This is a genomic window from Paenibacillus sp. FSL P4-0081 (assembly GCF_000758565.1).
Taxonomy (GTDB): Bacteria; Bacillota; Bacilli; order Paenibacillales; family Paenibacillaceae; genus Paenibacillus_AQ; species Paenibacillus_AQ phytohabitans.
In genome coordinates, this window is the sequence record NZ_CP009280.1 from 3,794,148 (window position 1) to 3,812,819 (window position 18,672).

Below are 18,672 nucleotides of genomic sequence, written 5' to 3' on the forward strand. Positions count from 1 at the left end.
ATGGCCTTTCAAATATTATTAAATCTCATGATAGCGTTCTTGTGGATGTTCCTGAATAATGACTGGACGGCCTCCGGCTTCATTGTCGGGTATGTGCTGGGTATTGCCGTTCTTATGGCTATGCGGCGTTTCTTCGACGGGCGGCTGTATCTTGGCAAGGTATGGGCTATTGTGAAGCTGGCTGGCCTGCTGCTGCGGGAACTGGTTGTATCCAGCTATATCGTGGTCAAGGCGGTGCTTCGGCCGAACCTCAACATCCGCCCGGCCATCCTAATGTACCACACGGAGCTGGAGTCGGACTGGGAGGTTGCCGTGCTGATTACACTGCTCTGCTTGACTCCGGGGTCCGTGGTGCTGGAAGTATCCAAAGATAACCGGACGTTATACATTCATGCGATGGATATACAGGATGTGGAACAGTTCGGCGCGAATATCCGCAATACGTTCGAACGAGCGATTCTGGAGGTGACCCGTTCATGATTCATTTTATACTCATGCTGTCGCTTTCGATCATGGTCATTTCGATTGCAATATGCGCCTGGAGGCTGGTCAAAGGACCCTCGCTGCCTGACCGGGTCGCAGCACTCGATACAATCGGAATCAACCTGCTGGCGATGGTGGCGGTTCTCTCGATCCTGTTCAAGACTGAGGCCTTCATTGAATACATTCTGCTGATCGGCATTCTCTCTTTTATCGGAACGATAGCGCTGGCCAGATATATCGAAAGGGGAGTGGTGTTTGAATATGGAAATGATCAAGACGGCCGTTGAATTGCTGTTCGTATTGCTTATCCTGACAGGTGCACTCCTCAGTGCTGTCAGCTCTGTGGGGCTGATCCGTCTACCGGACGTCTACTTAAGATCACATGCTGCTGCCAAAAGCGCTACGCTTGGTGTATTGTGTGTGCTCAGCGGGGCGTTTCTCTACTTTGCTTTTTTTCTCGATTACGTCAGTGCAAAGCTGCTGCTGGGGATTGTCTTCGTATTTATGACTTCACCGTTGTCAGCCCACCTGACCGGCCGGGCGGCCTACCGCTCCGGTGTTCCGCTGTGGAACCGCCGTATCCAGGATGACCTCAAAGAGGTGCTGGAGAAGGAACGGATCAAGTCGGATTCTTCAACGTCATAGCCGTAAGGTGTAAACAGGGATGTCCTCCAGGCCATAAATGGTCTGAGGGACATCCCTGCCCTGGTTTATTGTGAAAGCTGCTGCGGAGAATTGTGATTCTGTGCAGTCCGTCTGCGGTACAGATGCAGCAGTGCGTATGAGAGGACGAACGCAGCTGTAACCAGCCATAGAGGGATTCGCGGATCGAGCTTGTACGCCCAGCCGCCGATGATGCCCGCAGGTGCAGTGAACAGCAGGATCAGCACGGACAGTGTGGAAAAGACTTTGGCCCGTTTATCATCATCGATGGCGTTCTGTACGGCAGCCTCCAGATAAGGGGAGCTGATCATCAGTCCCACGGCTGCCAGTATGGTGCTGAGTCCGATCCACAAGAGGCTGGACGAAGGATATAACACCAGCATAGCATTGGACAGCGCAGATAGTCCGAAGCCGGCCATCATGGAGCGGTTGGCGCTCTGGTCCGGGATTTTGGGCATAAGAAGCCATAAGGTCAGCAGCATGATTATAGAGGAGACTGCGGGAAACAGGGAGAGGATACCGCTATCCATATGCAGATAATCAGCCAGGTACAGTGACAGATAGGTGCTTTTCAGCGTGGCCTGGAAATTGAACAGGATGTATACGCCGAAGATCAGCAGCAGATTGCGTTCCACCCACAGCTCACGGAATGCGCCGCCATATTCGACCATAATTTCCCGCAGTCCAAGTTCACGTGTTTCCTGACGTTTCCTTATTCCGGCTTCGGTTTCGCGCGTCGTCAGCTGGCGGCCGATGAACTGGAAGGTCATGAACAGAAATGCGAGCACATACATCATCCGCATCCCCTGAATCATGCCGTACTGGTGTACAAGCAGACCGCCCAGCGGTGCAAACAGCCCTCCGATGACACCGATAATCTGCAGCAGGGTGAAGACATACGTCCGGTCAGAGGGCCGGGTGTCTTCGACAATCAGGCAATAAAAAGCAATATGCGGGACACGCTGGAAGCCGTTAATGACCGCAGCTGCCGCAAAAAACCACAGATTCTGTGATGCGGCCCATAACAGGGTGGCCAGGCTCCAGCTAAGCAGGTCAAAGTATAAAATAGCCCGCTTGCGTCCCAGACGGTCCGTCAAATATCCGCTGATTAATGAAGAGAATACCTGTACGATCAGTCCGATCGTGGTAATCCAGCCGATGTTCAGCTCCGACAGTCCCAGCTCGTACATATAAAGCGTAGCATAGGTGGAGAACATGCTGTAGGGAATCAGGAAAAAAGGTTCAAAGGTTAAGCAGCCCCGGCTGTTTCCCTGCAGCCGCGGAAATAAAGGTTTGGCCATGATTAAATCCTCCAGGGTTGTCTGTAAAGTAAGGAAAGGTCCAAACCATTAAATGATAATTACAGGACAATGTCAACAACAAAACACAGCTTAGTTGCAGTAGTGCCTGAAGTTACTGTAGACTGGTTAGAAAAGATTTTGTGCTCGGGATGAAATTTACATAAGGTGGTTAACATGTATATCCTTATCGGAATCGTATTTATCATTGTATATGCCTTAATTGTATTCTACATCGGCTGGAGCGGCTGGGGCTGGATCAAGCCGGTAGTGTCTGGCAGGTTCCGGCTATTCTATATCCTTGCGCTTGTTTTTCTGGCCAGCTCGCTGATCCTGTCCAGAGTGGTCGCAGGATCGGCCATTTTAAGTGTTATCGGCAGCTACTGGCTGGCATTGTTCAGCTTATTGATTATGCTGCTGCCGCTTGTTCATCTATCGGTCTGGTTAACGAAGCTGAGCAGGCTGCCGCGTCATGCCGTTCAGAAGTGGTCGGGGATTCTTACTATGCTGCTGCTGGCCGGTCTGCTTGGATTCGGGAGCTTCAACGCTTACAGTCCGGTTGTCCGTTCGTATGACATACAGATCGACAAGGCAGGTCCGGCGCAAGGTGAACTTCATATTGTGATGGCCTCTGATATGCATTTTGGCTATTTGTCGGGTAAAAGCCATGCGCTGCGGATGGTAAAGGAGATCAATGCGCTGAAGCCGGATATTGTCTTATTCCCCGGTGATATTGTAGATGATGATATTGTGCCGTATAAGGACAAGGGCATCGGTGCGATTTTAGCGGAGATTGAAGCGCCGCTCGGCGTGTATGCTTCTCTGGGCAATCATGACCGCTTCAAAGGCGGGACGGAGGAGATCATCAGTCTTCTGGAGGAGAGCGGGATTCAGGTCCTCTATGATGAAGCCATTGAGGTGGGAGACTGGCTGACGCTGATCGGGCGGAAGGATTATAGTGATAAGGATAGAGCGGAGCTGTCTGTTCTGATGGAGAATATAGATGGCTCGAAGCCGGTAGTTATGCTGGAGCATCAACCGGTCGGCTTCGACACAGCAGAGGAGCAGGGAATTGATCTGATGGTATCCGGTCATACCCACCGCGGGCAGATTGCGCCTGCCAATATATTGACTGACAGATTGTTTGAGAATGACTGGGGATATCTGCAGAAAGGGCAGCTCCATTCCATAGTATCTTCCGGATATGGATTCTGGGGTCCGCCGATCCGTATCGGATCGCGGTCGGAGGTAGTGTCCATTCATGTGAATTTTAATCATTCAGAGCGATAGTGCAAGAAGGGTCCATCCGGATATTCGGATGGACTCTTCTTGTTATAAGCCAATCTGATGGATACTTACCGGAGGAATTTCAGTCCGCTATGCTCAAGATAACGTTCATTCCGTAACAAAAAAGGCTCCAGAATAATGAACAGAATCATAGCTGAAATTCCTTTGGTTCATACAACCGGGTTAAGGCCTGCATATGCTGATCGTTCATGGGAGCTACTCTCGAAAAATAAGGCAGCTGCCATTTCTGCGCAGCAGAAGCCTGCTTATTAGTCACGGTATCCCAGTCCGGATACACGCGCATTGCCATTTTTCCTGGTGTATCCTTGTCCGCCAGCACCCCGTGCATTCTCAGCAAGTCTTTGGGAAAGACGAACTGTCCACACTCCCCGCTGAAGGGATGGAAGGTATGGATTACCAATATATCGGGAGCGTCCGTATAGGCAAATGCCCGGTTTTTGCGCTCCGCATCCTTTTCCCAGAAGACGACAAACTGCCCTGTCTTCGTTGGGGTGATTTTTGCAACACGAAACCGAACGGACCGGGTATTCAGCTGGAACCGCCCTGCGCCGTATTCGGCATTCTGCGGTTCTTCCCGCACTGAATCAACAGTGAAGCGGGCCGGTGCATAAAATGTATCAGTTATATAAGCTAACGTATTATAAAAGTTATTCATGAGATGCCTTCTTCCTGAGTGGTTATCATGCTGTCTCCAATTAAGATAATACCAGTCCATCCCGCATAAATGTAAGCTGTTTGTAATGTTATGGAGGATGATATTTGTTAGAATGGGGGAACTGCAGGAATTTACTCGACTAAAGGAGAGGTTTAATTGTTAAGAAAAGGATTTACCGTTATGTTCTCAATACTATTGCTATTATCCGGCAGTATCACGGCATTTGCTGCCGGGAAAGGCAGCGGGGGAGCAGAGGGAGTAACCCCATCAGGCATTCCGCTGACCGGTTTGGAAGCTTTTGTCGACGATTATGTAAAAGAGTACATAGGACAACAATCCGTAGGTGCGTCTGTTGTTATGGTAAAGGATGGCCGGGTGGTACTGTCCAAGGGTTACGGATACGCTGACTTGGAGCAGCAGATCCCTGTTTCAAAGGATACGGTAATGGAATGGGGCTCAATCAGCAAGCTTACCGTATGGACTTCCGTAATGCAGCTGGTTGAGCAAGGAAAGCTCGATCTGAATGAAGATATCCGCAAGCTTTTGCCGGACAATTTCCTGACCAGACTGAAATATGATGATCCCATAACGATGCTTCATCTGATGAACCACAATGCCGGATTCGAGGAGTATATGTTCGACATGGCTTATCAGTCCCCTGAGGAAGTACGTTCTTTGGAAGAGGGGCTGCTGCTGGCCCAGCCGGCACAGATTTACAGACCGGGTGAGGTTGTAGCCTACTCTAACTACGGCAACTCACTGGCTGCCTTCATTGTAGAGAGAATCAGCGGCCAGCCTTATCATGAATACGTTCAGCAGCATATTTTTGATCCCCTCGGGATGAAGGATTCAATTGCCTATTCTGTTGTAGAGGACCGTCCGGAGCTGTTGAAGCATAAAGCTAAAGGTTATTTCTTCGAGGGAGAAGGGACCTTTACGCAAGGATCATGGAATTATATGTCCATGTACCCTAACGGAGGCAATAACGGCACTGCAGAGGACCTGGCTAAGTTTGCGATGGCGTTCATGCCTGCAGCCGGAGAAGCCTCCCCTCTGTTTGAGAAGCCGGAGACACTGGGCACGATGCTGACTCAGAGTTATACATCAGCTGAAGGAATGCCGGGTATTGCCCATGGGTTCTGGGAATATCCCGGAATGAAGCGTACGCTTGGACATGGCGGAAATACGATTGCATTTGCCACCAATCTGCAGATTGTGCCTGAAGACCGGTTCGCGATTATAATTATGACCAATCAGGCCAGCGAATCCATTATTGTACATGGTCTGACCAAAGCAATACTGGGCATGCGTGAGCAGGCAGATGCCGTTGATCTGCCGGATTCGTCAGAGATTCAAGGCGAGTTCATGGCTGCGCGGCGCCCCGGACACGGCTTCATGAATCTATTCCCCTATCTTACGCTGATGAAGCTTGAGCCGCAGGGGGAAGATCAACTCGGGGTATCACTTGCCGGGATGACCGGAAGCTATAAACAGGTTCAGCCCTATCTCTATGAGAAAGTAAGCGGAGACTCGGCGCTGGATGCCTGGCCAATGCTGCATGCCACAGTCAGTGAGGGTAAGGTGAAGGCCATCTCGGTATATACGACAGATTATTTGCCTCTGCCTGCTGGTAAGTCAATGCCGGTGCTGCTCATGAATGCCGTGCTTGCGGCACTGGCCATCCTCTATTTCGTTATCGCCCCGTTTGTATTGCTGATACAGGCAATATTGAACAAGCGAAGAGCCGGAACACGCCCTGCACCTCGTGCCGTCAGCCGTATGCTGGCAGCTGGCCTCACCTTGACAGGTACCGGTATTGTGGTGAACAACCTGATTCTGGCCTTGAGGATGCTAAGCAACAATGAACGAGCTTATGCAGAAGTGTATCCGCAGATTTTGGTTAACTATGGTCTGACTGGACTGGCGGTGTTGTTCTTGGCCGCGCTGCTGCTATCCTGGAGGAAGAACCGCTCTGCTTCAACTGCCCGTGGCAAGTGGTCTGCTATTCTTCCTATAGTCATGATGGCTGTTCTGGTGGGGTTGCTTGTATTCTGGAAGTTCTACAGTTAAGCAGGGGGATTACACTGTAAATTACGCCTGACGAATTGAATTTTCCTAAGCTGATTTCCAATTGTTCGTCATTACTGAATACATCGCCAAGTGCAGTATACGCACCGGCGATGTATTTTTGTGTGTTCCTGATTAATCAGCTGCGCTGCAATAATTAATATTTAGGCAGCTTGAGTACCGGCCATAATAGCTTCCTCAATACCGGACGAAGCCAATAAGCCAATACAGTCGTTCCGGTCCATGAGCTGCGCTTATTCTGCAGGTATTGATCGTTGATAATATAAGTCCGGGTGGAAGGGGGACTCTTGAGACCGAACTCATCCCATTTTGCCGGATCATTCGAGCCATTGAGTCTTTTAAGCATATTTGCTGTTTCATGGTCTATTTTAGCGGGGATCTGTTCGTAGGCCTGGGAAATTTGCATATGAAATTCATCGATCGGACTGCGGCTGGCCAGGCTCTCCAGGTGGATGCTTTCACGAAGGTAAGAGACGTATGCCAGATGATCCGCCCAGAACGCGTCGATATAAAAAAGCCGTACCCGCTGCTCCGCAGGGCTCATCGGTTTCGTGCCATGCAGAATTCCGAGCCGCTCCGCGTATAGAATCCGCCTCTGATCCTCCACCATATCCGAATAACCGTTCAGTTCCTGGTGGATATCGAAGTTTTGGCTCATAATAACGCGCTGGGTATGCGCGATTTTGCTGCGGAGCAACGGATCATCAAGAGCCTCATCCTGCCGGGGAACGCGAACCGCTTTATCGAATCCGAACCGCAGCATCAGCTCGTCTTCTAAGCTTACGTAGAATACGGAAGCTCCCGGGTCGCCTTGGCGGCCGGAACGCCCGCGCAGCTGGTCGTCGATCCGTACGCTTTCATTCACATGAGTGCCAATCACGTACAACCCGCCCAGCTTGGTTACTACCTCTGTCTGCGCGGGGTCACCTCCACCGAGCCGGATGTCCACGCCCCGTCCCGCCATATTCGTAGACACCGTGACGGCGCCGAATGCTCCGGCTTTGGCGATGATCCCGGCTTCTTCTGCATCGTTTTTTGCATTCAGAACCTGACAGGGTACACCCGCAGCCGCTAATGCCTCCGCCAGCATATCAGACTCCTGGACACTGGACGTTCCAATGAGAATAGGACGTCCCGCCTTATGAACGGACGAAATTTCTTGTACAAGCGCTTTAAATTTGGCTTCTTTATGGGTAAAAATCATGTGCGGATGGTCGATCCGTATGTTTGTCCGGTTCGGAGGAATTTGCACGACCTGCAGCATATAAACCGCTTTGAATTCCATTGCGGAAGCGTGCGCGGTCGCCGTCATTCCGCAAATTCCCGGATACAGGCTAATGAAATGCTGGAGGGTAATTGTGCCGAGAATTCTCCCTCCAACGCTCCACTGCAGCCCTTCTTTGACCGCAAGCGCGGCTTGCAGCCCGTCCGGTAAATACCTGTTCTCGGCCACGCGGCCGGTATATTCCTCGATCTGCTCGATTTTACCGTCCCGGACGATATAATCAATGTCTTTGTTTAATAACGATTCCACATGCAGCGCGCAATTTAATGAGGTTAACAAGTGAGAATTATGGCTATCGTACAAATTACCGCATCCCAGCAGGGATTCCGCTTTCGCGGCGCCGGCTTCATTCAAGTAAACATTCCGCTGGAACTCATCGAAGTCGTAATGCTCCGCAGGCTGTAGCTGCCGGGCCACTTCTGCGAACAGAAAGCCGTCACTGATGGAAGAGTCCGACTCCCCGCTGATGACCAGCGGCACCCGCGCTTCGTCAAGAAGCAGCGAATCTGCTTCATCGACGATGACATAGTGGAACGGACGATGTACGGTATCGGCTTCGCTTAGTGCGATCGTGTCGCGCAAGTAATCGAAGCCAGCCTCTTTGGCCGTAACGTAGGTTATATCGGCGGCGTATGCTTCCCGTTTCCGGGACAGGCTCATGCCAGCCTGCACCGGCTGAACCGTTAATCCGAGGAAACGATACACCGGACCCATCCACCCGGCATCGCGTTTGGCCAAATAATCGTTAAAGGTCAGCACATGAACCCCTTCGCCGGTCAGTGCATTTAGATATGCAGGCATAACCGCAGATAGTGTTTTTCCTTCACCGGTATGCTGCTCGATTAAGAATCTCTTATGCAGTGCGATCGCAGCCATGATCTGGACATCGTAGGGCTGTAGTCCGAGCGTTCTTTTCGCTGCCTCACAGACAAGCGCATAAGCATCAACAAGCAGCTCGTCCAATGGCGTACCTGACCGTGCTTCTTTTTGCAGCCGGAGGGATTCCGCTTGAAGCTGGCCATCCTCCCATGCTTGCAGATTCCGGCTCCTGATGAGCTCCGTTTGGTCCTGATAGATCTTCAGCTTACTCCGGTTATCGTAGTCTTTGAATCGATGCATCAGCTTGACGGCTATATTCATAGGAATATGATCTCCCCTCGGTAGTAGAATGAAGTCCAATCGCTCCACAACATGGAATGCTTTGCCGGGCTTCAAGCTCATAAACTTCGTATTACTACGTAAAAGCCTGCCCAAAGTTTCTATTTATTTCCTCCCGGGCAAAATTGCCCGAAAGACGCGGTCTTACATACAAAAGCAGCAGTAACCTCCGGTCTACGGGGCTGCTGCTGCTTTTTCATAGGGTGCAATTGTCCTAAATAGTGGTATGCAGATAACAGATAGGTTTCTAGTAAAAGGGGGTCTGTGCTAACCGGAGTTCATGGGCTGTTGTCAAATTATACGAAAGCGCATTGTGGCGCAACTCCAGGTACAGCTCGGCCTTCGTGGCGTTGATATAGGGCTGGACAAATAAGACGCCGATTCCGAGTGCCAGCAGGCCCAGTAGAATCCACCCTATGAAGCTCAAATCAAGCACAAACATGCTGAATTTATGACCGCGTGTCATTTGCTTGCTTAATTCTACTGCGCGGTTATACCCGATGTGCGGATTGTCCGCAAGGATGTAAGGCACCTGGCTGTATGCATAGGATTTTACAATGCCAGGAATGATCAGCAGCAGGAACCATAAGAAATTCAAAAAACCTCTCCAGAGCATAGTTAGAACTATAGCCCAATACCGGTCCCTGTTAAACGCATACCCGACATTGCCCATCCGGACTTCTCCCTCGGCAGATCGTTTGAAGTAACGCAGTGAACCTACAGTAAGGGGGGAGGCGATCAGAATATAAAACGCTATTCCAATTACTGCGAAGATGCCAATTAGTAAAAATGCGAATGCAAGAAAAGATCCTAACACGCTCCAATCTAATTCCACACCGGAGCTGGAAATTTTAGAACGTGCCGATGATCCCCAGTTCCGATCAAAGCTTGGAATACCTGAGCCTTCTCCGAGCAAAACCAGCAGTAAACTTACTACAAAAGCCTTCCAATACGAGGTGCGGAGGACATTCTTAGCCCTTCCCTTTATTTCTTTACGATCCCACATCAAAAAACCTCTTTCCTTTTGCATTTTGTTCTTCGTCTTACAATTGATACCATAGATTATGTCATTAGACAATCAATTAATTACTATAACCTTTGACTGAATACTGAAGATTGCAGGGAGGATGCGAATAACCGAATACAAAGTGCGGCTACGAAGATGGATTTCTCCTCTAATTGGCTAGAAAGTAACAAAAGCCCGTGCCAGGCACGGGCTCTTCATGGTAACTATTCGCCAGCGGTTATACCGGAGCAGGGTTGAACGCTCAGCATGCATAAGTCACCAAAATAAAGGGGAAATTAGAAATCAAATTTAACAGTGAAGCGGAGGCATTTTGTAGTGGTAATTGTCATATTCCTCATACTCGCATGGTTCTCTATTGGGGTCATGGCCAGTCTGCCCAATAAACTGCCGCTGGCAGCCAACTTCCTTTTGGTTATGGTCATTGAAATTTTACTTACTAATAAATTGACCCTCTTATCTTTCAATTTTAAGCTGTTCGAAATAAATACAAGCAGTATCCCCCACTTTCTATCCATGATTCTGCAAAATGATATCACTGTCACTTTCATTCTCCTGACCTATGTGAATGTGTTTCTAACTGCCTCCAAAGCCAGCACGCGCTGGGGAATATCTGCCTATGGGTTTCTGTTCCAAATGTTCATTGGAGCAATGCTTCGCTGGTACTCCGTACTTACTTATACCGGATGGAATTTCTTAATGGAGGCGGTGATGATCATTGCTTTAATGAGCTGTACTTTGCTGACGGGGCGTTTCTTTCAACGAATGATTACTAAGGAAGGATGGATTCGGTGATGGAAAAAATCGTTTATGACAATCAATTTAACGGGAATGAGTGGTTTGTCATTGGGATGGCTGTCATTGGTTTGACGGCAGTCTGGTTGCTTCCCCGGCGCTTTTCACCTGCCCACGCAACCTTTAATCTGCTTATTGGCGTCACTTTTGGACTTATGTTTGACCATGCGATCGCGATCCCGCCGTTTGATCTATATGATGCGGGGGACAACTCAACATACGAGTGGATTGACTTATTCTCTTATTTCATGTATGCGCCGTTTGGATACTTGTTTATTTATGGGTATGAGCGGCTGCGGATGTTCGAAATCATGACGGTTGTGTATATTCTCTTTTGGGCACTAGTGTCTATCGGGTTTGAATGGCTGGCTGTAAAAGCTGGCGTGTTCCATTACAAGCATGGCTACCACATAAGTTACTCGTTCCCCATTTACTTATTCCTGATGAGTATTCATCTAAGCTTGTACCGGATGGCATTCTCACGGGTTCGTTGGCAGAGTAAGCGTAGTAAAGAAGTATAAGAAGATTATACTCGGGGGCAATCCAGATGGAGCAGAAGAAGGAAGCAAAGCGCATCCGCAGATATAACAGCTATATGGCGGTATTCAATACTAACCAAATTTATTTAAGGAACCCTTGGGTCATCGCATGGTGGTCAGCGGCTTTTCCAGGTTTTGGTCATCTGAACCTCGGGCTTTATTTGAAGGGGTTTATGCTGATTATTTGGGAAATCGTCATAAATAACGGTGCCGGGATCAATAAAGCGATGGTGTATTCCTTTAACGGAAGGTTTGATGTCGCCAAAGACATACTGAACCCGAGGTGGGTGCTACTATATATTCCAGTCTATATCTATTGCATATGGGACAGTTATCACAAAACAATCGATCTGAACAAGCATTTCCTGTTGGCCCAAAATGAGAATTCACCCGTCACAGTTTTCAATATGAAGGGTGTGAGCCTGAATATGCTGGATAAACGGCAGCCACAGTATGCTCTGGTATGGTCCTTATTATTTCCGGGATTGGGTCATCTCTATTTACATAAATTGATGAGCGGTTCATTTCTCTTCGTGAGTTGTATTGTTATTGCTTATTATTCACATCTCGTTGAAGCCTGTATCTATACGATTAACGGTTCCTTTGAATTAGCAAGGGCTGTACTAGATCCGGAATGGTTCTGTTACTATCCGTCGATGTTTTGTTTTGCAGCTTATGAAGCGTACATAATAGCGGTTGAGCAAAATAAATTATTCGAGCTAGAGCAGTTTCAATTTCTCCGGGAAAATGTACAGCCACGGAGCTTTGAGCTGCTTGGCTCGAAAGGAAATGAGGAAACTTAATTGCATGTACTCTCTTGTTTTGAGTCTTCTGTGTATCTGGAATTGGTAATTCTGGCTTTAGAGCAGAATGGTTTCGGTAAAGAAAGCATTGCTGCTGTTCCAATGGAACCAACAACCCAAAGAACGAAGCTGTCCGATTCCATTCATCGGGCCGAGGGAATTGCCGCAATTGATCCAGCAGCAATCCTGGGCACCATCTTTGCGGTCCTGGGCGCCTCTTTCGGATTTGAATTAAGGTGGGGACCCGTTCTTTGGGGGCTTATCGGACTAGCGGCAGGAGTGTTCACCGGTTGGATCCTCTTCCTTATAGCCGGAAATAGAGTGAAGAATAGGCCGCCTGGTACAAATGCATTAGTCATGTTGATTATTCATTGCGAAGAAGCAGAGTCAATTAAGGCGATCCATATTTTGAAGCAGTTCTCTGCGATAAACATTGGAAATTTAAACTAGGAATTTCTTGAAAGGATGGAGGGGAACTATGCGGTATACAGAATTAAGCACTGAACTCGCGATTAATGAGAAGATGCTGAGAGAAATTTTCCAGGACTGCTCTGATATCGTATTTCGGACCATCAGCATCAGCCCCAAAATACTGCTTATTTATTTAGATGGATTAACCGATACCAAAATCCTGGATCAAGTTGTGCTACAACCAATCATTTATGATGAAAATCCGGACGGGTTGAATAGCGTTACCAAGCTACGGGGAATCATCCAACAGCAGCTTGTAGCCATCTCACAGGTCCAGACGGTTTCTAAAGTAAAAGATGTGGCTGATGGCGTATTAAAGGCGAATATCACCATACTGGTTGAGGGAGAGGACAAAGCTTTAGTTGCAGATCTGAAAGGATTTGAGAAACGGGGGATTGAAGAACCAGCAGCTGAAGTCTCTGTCCGTGGACCCAGAGATGGCTTCACAGAAACATTACGAATTAATACAAGCCTGATCCGCAGACGCATCCGCAGTGCAGAGCTCAAAATGGAATCCATTACAGTGGGACAATATTCTCAGACGGATATCGTCATTGCATATATTCATGGTGTTGTCTCGAATACCGTCCTTGAGGAAGTCCGTAACCGAATCAAGCAAATCCAGATTGACGGGGTCATGGAATCGGGTTTTATTGAAGAGTTTATCGAAGATGTTCCTTGGTCTCCATTTCCGCAAATTCAAAATACCGAACGTCCTGACGTTGTTAGCGCAAGTCTGTTGGAGGGCAAAGTTGCCATTATCGTTGATAATACTCCATTTGTGCTGATCGTTCCGATGAATTTTTGGACAGGATTACAGGCGGTTGAAGACTATTACGAACGTTCTATTTATACGACCTTCATTCGGTTCATCCGCTATTCGCTGGTAAATATGTCACTATTGCTTCCGTCCTTATATGTTGCACTTACAACGTTTCATCAGCAGCTTATTCCAACCAACCTGCTCATTAGTATTGCCAATTCCAGAGAAGGCGTCCCTTTTCCAACCTTTGTTGAAACATTATTGATGGAATTTATGTTTGAGGGACTTCGTGAAGCGGGCATTCGTATGCCAAAGGCCGTTGGTTCGGCGGTAAGCATTGTGGGGGCACTTGTCATTGGACAAGCTGCTGTGCAAGCAGGCATTGTATCAGCCCCTGTTGTGATTGTGGTAGCTACGACAGGAATTGCCTCGTTTGCCATTCCCCGGTACAATTTTGGAACTGCATACCGGATGCTTCGGTTTCCTATGTTGATTTTTGCGGGATTGCTGGGTTTATACGGGATAATCAGCGGATTATTTATTTTGATCATCCATCTTCTAAGTCTGTGTTCATTTGGTGTTCCGTATATGAGTCCGGTCGCTCCACAAACTCTCCGGAGCTTGAAGGATGTAATCATCCGCGCACCCAGATGGAGTATGAACCGGCGTCCGGCATATCTCTCCGGGGCTAATAGAACCCGCATTCCCGAAGGCCAGCAACCCCATCCAAAACGAAAGAGGGGAGACAAATGAATAGAAAACGGATAGTTTCTTCCTGTCTGCTCATCTCTCTTCTATTTACTTCAGGTTGTTGGGACAGTACAGAGGTAAACGATCTTGCGATAGAACTCGCCTGGGGGATTGATAAAGGGCAAAATAATGACGTAGTGATCAGTGCTCAGGCTATCGTTCCGTCGAAAATTAGCAGTGGACAAAGTGGAGGTAAAGATGGAGGAAGTCAGAATAATCCCTTTTTTGTCGTGACCAGCTCTGGTATGAACACGCTTGATGCCGTGCAGCAGATGCAGGCCAAGCTGTCCCGGCAGGTATTCCGCGGTCACCGGCGGGTCATTGTGATTGGAGAGTCAATGGCCAGACACGGGATTAAGGATGTACTGGATACGTATACCCGGGATCCGAACCTCAAGCTGCGGACCGATCTGTTTGTGGTCAAGGGAGGCACTGCACGGGATTTTTTAAACATATCGTATCCGCTAGAAACAATACCCGGTCTCGGAGCCTTAGGAGAATTTGACCAGATCGGTACGCTTATGGAAATGGGGTTTTTACATTTTTTAATATCCGCAAGCAGCAAAGGAACCAGTCCGACTGTTCCATTAATTAAAGCGGGCTTGAACAATGGCGCGCAAGAAGAAGGCGAGCATCAGGATCAATCCAGCAGGAATGATGTGGAGGGGTTTCACCTAGCAGGAACCGCAATTTTTAGTCAAGAGCTGAAATTGGTAGGATTCTTGGATATCACAGAAGGACGAATTATGCGATGGGTAACCGGGAATTTACAGAAGCTTACTATTTCAGCCCAAATACCCGAAGACAACGGAAACGCTAGTCTGGAGGTAAATAAGTTAGGGAGCAAGATTCAGCCTGTTATCCAAGGTGATCATATCAAATTCCTTGTTACGTTAACAGGGCAAGGAGCCATACGAGAAAACAACACGAGACTGGACCTGACAAAAATGGACAATATAAATCTTATGCAAGACACATTTAACAAGCATGTTGAAGAATCGGTGCTGCGGACCATTACCAAAGTGCAAAAAAAGTATGGAACTGATATCTTTGGATTCGGGGATTCCATTCACAATGAAAATTCATCATTATAGAAATCCTTGAAAAATAACTGGGATATGGAGTTTTCAAAGGCGGAGGTATCAGTAAAAGCAAATTTGACGGTTCGGCGGATAGGTGTAACAGGACCATCGGTACATTTGATGGATGACGAAATAAAACGATGAAGTTTGTCATTTCTTGAATTGCCGAAACCAAGTAACGAAGAGCAGGATCGCTGGCAAGACTAAATGCAAGGGTACCGACACATAAGGAAGCAATATTTTAAAATGATGATAATAAATATGCTCAGTGATGTTCTTGGACATGGTCATTCCCAGAATTAATGAGAGGAGGCATGACGGAATGATCAGTGAACGATAACTCTTCATCTTGGTCAATTGCTGAATCCCTTTTAGCGCACCGAACATATATATGACACTTTTTAATAATGCTGTCATTAAAAAATACAGGACACCAAACATCTGCAGGTTTTCAATGAATTTTCCGATACTGATTAAACTCAATAAGGTGTAGAGGGGATATAGAAACCGCGAAAACACTCCCCCAAAAACGGAAATCGCAAACAAATCCAAACAGGCAATCATGATTCCTGACAGTACTGTGGAAATAACTGTAATCTTCATTACTTTTGAAGGGGTTTTGACTTCAGGCCAGAACATGGCAAGAACAATGGCTTCCCCAAAGGATTGAGTGACACCGCCTGGGTAAACAACGTTCCAGATGGGTCCCCACCCGTTTTCCAAAACAGGTTGTATATTCTTGATATGCATGACACCGGAGCCAAATAGAAGGATAATCTCAATACTGAAAATGATGATAACAATGGGAAGGAATAATTCTCCCAGTCGTGCAATGATCTGAGCGCCACCATATAAGCAAAAGGCGATGATGAGGGCAAATAACCCTGTAATCAGTATAAGCGGTGTATTATTTAAGAGGGTTGTTGAAACCATATCCCTAATATCCGCAATAATACGTCCCACAAAATACAGAAACACAAGAGGGTATACAAATGCTATAGGTGTCCCGATCCAGCGTCCAAATTGTGCGGGAAACCACTGGACTAGAGAGAGCCCCGGGTTCATCCCCATTAAGGTGGTGTAGACGAGAATAATAACTACTCCCAGAGCACTGGAAATCAGTTCACCAATCCATGCATCCCGGCCAGCCGTACCTCCAAAGCCAAAGATAATGGTCGTTCCGAGCTGGAAAATAAAAGTGATTGTGAATAATTGATAGCTAGTAATTTTATTCAAAGTATCCGCTCCATCTCATCTGATTCACATATCATCAGTATGATTATTTCCATAGGAGGGACGCGGCAAACATGAGAAGGTCAGAGGGAGACAGAGTATTATTATACGCCTCGCCACTCCGTTCTCCGCATTCAAAATGAACTGAACCGTGCTGCATACCCCTCACCCGGTCCAGTCCACCAAAATGCTTATCTAAATCCTTCGTTTCTTTTATGCTTCCACCGTAGCCACCTGATTCAAGCGCAGCCAGCGACTGAAATGCAACTAAAAGCGATCGCTGAACTGGAGAAAAGCACTGGCAAGTCTTATGAGGATAAGCTGAGTAAGCTGGAAGCATAATTTTATATAACAATTCTTGCTGCAGGCATGTGAACGTAGGTAATGTCTACTCCTCAAAACTTGGCTCTGCAGGCATGGAAAAGCGCCGCTGGGAGCTTCTTCTCCAAGCGGCAACCTTGCCGGGATTCACCTGTATTCCCGGTAGTGAAACCTAGTCGTTTTCCTTTGCCACCGGGTTTTTATGCGCTTAGCCCACCGTCAACCGGCAGGATAACCCCCGTAATGAAAGAGGCGTAATCACTAAGCAGCCAAGCCGCTGCCTGCGCGATCTCAAGGGGTTCAGCCGGACGCCGAAGAGGTGTTTTGGCGCTGATTTGTTCGATAATTTCAGGGTTGATGGAAACCCATTGCTGAATCATATCCGTCATCGTGGTCCCAGGGGCAATTGCATTGACACGGATGCCAACTGGCCCATACTCAATAGCAGCCGTTTGAGTCAGGCTGTTTACTCCCCGTTTAGATGCCCCATACGCTCCTAACCCCGGATTCCCCTTAAGGCTGCCCACACTGCTGGTATTGACAATTGCGCCTGATCCCGAGGTCTCTAACATAGCCTTAATCTGGGCCTTCATAGACAACCAGACTCCTTTATAATTTACAGACTGAATCAAGTCAAAATCTTCTTCATTTTCATCGAGCAACGAGGAAACCGTGACTCCGATGCCTGCATTATTGAAAGCACCATCAAGGCGGCCATATCGTTCCACTGTCGCTTTGACAGCTTTCTCAATGTTGCTTGCAGCTGACAGATCGGCTGTGAAATAATCTGCCTCTCCGCCGGATGCCGTAATTTCATCTCTGACTTTGAGCAGCTCGGATTCTGTTCTCGCGACGAGCATCACCGAAGCACCTTGCTGAGCAAATAGCTTTGCTGCCGCAGCTCCAATTCCTCGTCCGGAACCTGTAATCATTATCACTTTGTTCGTCAACAATTGCGTAGAATTGCTTGTCATGTTCATTCTCCTTTGTCTTAGGCATATTGATATCACCGATCACCTTGAGTATACTTTGACTATGATTTTTCGACGAGAGCCTGCTTAATGGTAGGTTTATGAGTGCTAGGATAAGGGGGATTCCTGATGAATGATAGTGAACGTCGTATAGCTCTGGGTAATTTTCTGCGAAGTCTGAGAGCGTCGATCTCTCCCCTCGATGTTGGGCTGCCGACCGGTAACCGTCGCCGGACACATGGCCTGCGCCGCGAAGAAGTTGCTCAGCTCGCCAACATTGGCCCATCATGGTATACCCGTCTGGAGCAAGGACGTGATATCCGTCCATCGGTGAGCGTGCTGGAGAGCCTGGCTTCAGCGCTCAAGCTAACACCCAATGAGCAGCGGCATCTCTTTCTGCTCGCAGGAGAGTCGTTGCCCCCTCATTGGGATGCTGCTGAAGAGAAGATCAATCCATTTATTCAGGCAATGCTGGACGAATTAAATCCGAATCCGGCCTATGTGATTGGTAGGAAATGGGATTTTTTGGCCTGGAATATAGCAGCAGATGCGGTGTTTACGATTCCTGAGTCCTCGTCGCCGCATAATTACAATTTGATCTGGCGTCAATTCACAGACCCTATTTGGAGAGAAGGATCAGAGGATTGGGAATCCGTTTCACAGAGAATGATTGCCGAGTTCCGTACGGCGAGAGCCCGTTACTTGGAAGATGCTTCATTCGACAGATTAATCGACGATCTGAAACGAGTAAGTTCCGATTTTACACGGATGTGGCAGAATCATGAGGCACCTAGAACCCTTGATGGGTATAAGAAACTTTCTCACCCCGTTCTTGGAGCTTTAGAGTTTGAGCATATCACCCTTCAATTCCCCAATGACCCGGATCAACGGATCATGATCTATATACCGCTTACTGCAACAAAATCCAGGTTGAAGCATTATTTACTGTTGGGTAATTCCGCTTTGTAATCGTCATTTATTA

18 protein-coding genes are annotated in these 18,672 nt (G+C 47.8%); 12 read left to right on the forward strand and 6 right to left on the reverse strand.

What is annotated here, in order from left to right:
- From P40081_RS16140 to mnhG, 3 genes are read left to right on the forward strand one after another with little or no spacing between them, the layout of a single operon-like run.
- Complete coding sequence (locus tag P40081_RS16140) at positions 1 to 480, forward strand: Na+/H+ antiporter subunit E (RefSeq protein WP_042136855.1); 480 nt, start codon at positions 1 to 3, stop codon at positions 478 to 480.
- Positions 477 to 770 (forward strand): Na(+)/H(+) antiporter subunit F1, encoded by a 294-nt coding sequence (locus tag P40081_RS16145; protein ID WP_042136857.1) that lies wholly within the window; start codon positions 477 to 479, stop codon positions 768 to 770. The genes P40081_RS16140 and P40081_RS16145 overlap by 4 nt, the downstream gene beginning before the upstream one ends.
- Positions 745 to 1,128 carry a monovalent cation/H(+) antiporter subunit G gene (gene mnhG / locus P40081_RS16150; RefSeq protein WP_039306101.1) on the forward strand — a complete coding sequence of 128 codons (384 nt, stop codon included), beginning with the start codon at positions 745 to 747 and terminating at the stop codon, positions 1,126 to 1,128. The genes P40081_RS16145 and mnhG overlap by 26 nt, the downstream gene beginning before the upstream one ends.
- Before the next feature lie 65 nt (positions 1,129 to 1,193).
- Here the strand turns inward: mnhG and P40081_RS16155 are convergent, their stop codons facing one another.
- Complete coding sequence (locus P40081_RS16155; RefSeq protein WP_042136860.1) at positions 1,194 to 2,447, reverse strand: MFS transporter; 1,254 nt, start codon at positions 2,445 to 2,447, stop codon at positions 1,194 to 1,196.
- Positions 2,448 to 2,621: 174 nt separating this feature from the next.
- On the opposite strand from P40081_RS16155, the gene P40081_RS16160 reads away from it, so the two are divergent.
- Positions 2,622 to 3,734 carry a metallophosphoesterase gene (locus P40081_RS16160; protein WP_042136862.1) on the forward strand — a complete coding sequence of 371 codons (1,113 nt, stop codon included), beginning with the start codon at positions 2,622 to 2,624 and terminating at the stop codon, positions 3,732 to 3,734.
- Between the two features lie 145 nt (positions 3,735 to 3,879).
- On the opposite strand, the gene P40081_RS16165 is transcribed toward P40081_RS16160, so the two are convergent.
- Positions 3,880 to 4,407: a MepB family protein gene (locus tag P40081_RS16165; protein ID WP_042136863.1), complete on the reverse strand. Its 528-nt coding sequence runs from the start codon at positions 4,405 to 4,407 to the stop codon at positions 3,880 to 3,882.
- Between the two features lie 156 nt (positions 4,408 to 4,563).
- Here P40081_RS16165 and P40081_RS16170 point away from each other — a divergent pair, with 156 nt between their 5' ends.
- Positions 4,564 to 6,477, forward strand: a complete 1,914-nt coding sequence (locus tag P40081_RS16170; protein ID WP_052421853.1) for a serine hydrolase domain-containing protein — start codon at positions 4,564 to 4,566, stop codon at positions 6,475 to 6,477.
- Positions 6,478 to 6,631: 154 nt separating this feature from the next.
- On the opposite strand, the gene P40081_RS16175 is transcribed toward P40081_RS16170, so the two are convergent.
- Both P40081_RS16175 and P40081_RS16180 read right to left on the reverse strand, forming a co-directional pair.
- Positions 6,632 to 8,920 (reverse strand): preprotein translocase subunit SecA, encoded by a 2,289-nt coding sequence (locus P40081_RS16175; protein ID WP_042136866.1) that lies wholly within the window; start codon positions 8,918 to 8,920, stop codon positions 6,632 to 6,634.
- A gap of 265 nt (positions 8,921 to 9,185) precedes the next feature.
- Positions 9,186 to 9,968 (reverse strand): DUF975 family protein, encoded by a 783-nt coding sequence (locus P40081_RS16180; protein WP_197074366.1) that lies wholly within the window; start codon positions 9,966 to 9,968, stop codon positions 9,186 to 9,188.
- Positions 9,969 to 10,280: 312 nt separating this feature from the next.
- Between P40081_RS16180 and P40081_RS16185 the strand changes: the two genes are divergently transcribed.
- From P40081_RS16185 to P40081_RS16210, 6 genes are read left to right on the forward strand one after another with little or no spacing between them, the layout of a single operon-like run.
- Entirely contained in the window at positions 10,281 to 10,757 is a 477-nt protein-coding gene (locus P40081_RS16185; protein WP_231575370.1) for a hypothetical protein, read from the forward strand.
- On the forward strand, positions 10,757 to 11,278 hold the full coding sequence (locus tag P40081_RS16190) for a hypothetical protein (RefSeq protein WP_042136870.1): 522 nt from the start codon (positions 10,757 to 10,759) through the stop codon (positions 11,276 to 11,278). Before P40081_RS16185 ends, P40081_RS16190 begins: the two co-directional genes overlap by 1 nt.
- A 26-nt stretch (positions 11,279 to 11,304) precedes the next feature.
- A complete protein-coding gene (locus tag P40081_RS16195) occupies positions 11,305 to 12,099 on the forward strand; it encodes a hypothetical protein (RefSeq protein ID WP_042136872.1) in 795 nt (264 codons plus the stop codon).
- Complete coding sequence (locus tag P40081_RS16200; RefSeq protein WP_042136874.1) at positions 12,100 to 12,549, forward strand: DMT family transporter; 450 nt, start codon at positions 12,100 to 12,102, stop codon at positions 12,547 to 12,549. It abuts the gene before it with no gap.
- Between the two features lie 28 nt (positions 12,550 to 12,577).
- Entirely contained in the window at positions 12,578 to 14,086 is a 1,509-nt protein-coding gene (locus P40081_RS16205; protein ID WP_081969982.1) for a spore germination protein, read from the forward strand.
- Positions 14,083 to 15,177 (forward strand): Ger(x)C family spore germination protein, encoded by a 1,095-nt coding sequence (locus P40081_RS16210; RefSeq protein WP_052421854.1) that lies wholly within the window; start codon positions 14,083 to 14,085, stop codon positions 15,175 to 15,177. Before P40081_RS16205 ends, P40081_RS16210 begins: the two co-directional genes overlap by 4 nt.
- A 138-nt stretch (positions 15,178 to 15,315) precedes the next feature.
- Here the strand turns inward: P40081_RS16210 and P40081_RS16215 are convergent, their stop codons facing one another.
- A complete protein-coding gene (locus P40081_RS16215; RefSeq protein ID WP_042136876.1) occupies positions 15,316 to 16,401 on the reverse strand; it encodes a GerAB/ArcD/ProY family transporter in 1,086 nt (361 codons plus the stop codon).
- A gap of 518 nt (positions 16,402 to 16,919) precedes the next feature.
- On the reverse strand, positions 16,920 to 17,693 hold the full coding sequence (locus tag P40081_RS16220; protein ID WP_197074367.1) for an SDR family NAD(P)-dependent oxidoreductase: 774 nt from the start codon (positions 17,691 to 17,693) through the stop codon (positions 16,920 to 16,922).
- A 126-nt stretch (positions 17,694 to 17,819) separates the two neighbouring features.
- Here P40081_RS16220 and P40081_RS16225 point away from each other — a divergent pair, with 126 nt between their 5' ends.
- Positions 17,820 to 18,659: a helix-turn-helix transcriptional regulator gene (locus tag P40081_RS16225; RefSeq protein WP_042136880.1), complete on the forward strand. Its 840-nt coding sequence runs from the start codon at positions 17,820 to 17,822 to the stop codon at positions 18,657 to 18,659.
- Positions 18,660 to 18,672 lie beyond the last annotated feature (13 nt).

Bases quoted from the DNA above. Each gene is read 5' to 3' on its own strand.
- P40081_RS16140 (WP_042136855.1), top strand. From the start codon at position 1: ATGGCCTTTCAAATATTATTAAATCTCATGATAGCGTTCTTGTGGATG.
- P40081_RS16145 (WP_042136857.1), top strand. From the start codon at position 477: ATGATTCATTTTATACTCATGCTGTCGCTTTCGATCATGGTCATTTCG.
- mnhG (WP_039306101.1), top strand. From the start codon at position 745: ATGGAAATGATCAAGACGGCCGTTGAATTGCTGTTCGTATTGCTTATC.
- P40081_RS16155 (WP_042136860.1), bottom strand. From the start codon at position 2,447: ATGGCCAAACCTTTATTTCCGCGGCTGCAGGGAAACAGCCGGGGCTGC.
- P40081_RS16160 (WP_042136862.1), top strand. From the start codon at position 2,622: ATGTATATCCTTATCGGAATCGTATTTATCATTGTATATGCCTTAATT.
- P40081_RS16165 (WP_042136863.1), bottom strand. From the start codon at position 4,407: ATGAATAACTTTTATAATACGTTAGCTTATATAACTGATACATTTTAT.
- P40081_RS16175 (WP_042136866.1), bottom strand. From the start codon at position 8,920: ATGAATATAGCCGTCAAGCTGATGCATCGATTCAAAGACTACGATAAC.
- P40081_RS16180 (WP_197074366.1), bottom strand. From the start codon at position 9,968: ATGCAAAAGGAAAGAGGTTTTTTGATGTGGGATCGTAAAGAAATAAAG.
- P40081_RS16190 (WP_042136870.1), top strand. From the start codon at position 10,757: ATGGAAAAAATCGTTTATGACAATCAATTTAACGGGAATGAGTGGTTT.
- P40081_RS16195 (WP_042136872.1), top strand. From the start codon at position 11,305: ATGGAGCAGAAGAAGGAAGCAAAGCGCATCCGCAGATATAACAGCTAT.
- P40081_RS16205 (WP_081969982.1), top strand. From the start codon at position 12,578: ATGCGGTATACAGAATTAAGCACTGAACTCGCGATTAATGAGAAGATG.
- P40081_RS16210 (WP_052421854.1), top strand. From the start codon at position 14,083: ATGAATAGAAAACGGATAGTTTCTTCCTGTCTGCTCATCTCTCTTCTA.
- P40081_RS16220 (WP_197074367.1), bottom strand. From the start codon at position 17,693: ATGACAAGCAATTCTACGCAATTGTTGACGAACAAAGTGATAATGATT.
- P40081_RS16225 (WP_042136880.1), top strand. From the start codon at position 17,820: ATGAATGATAGTGAACGTCGTATAGCTCTGGGTAATTTTCTGCGAAGT.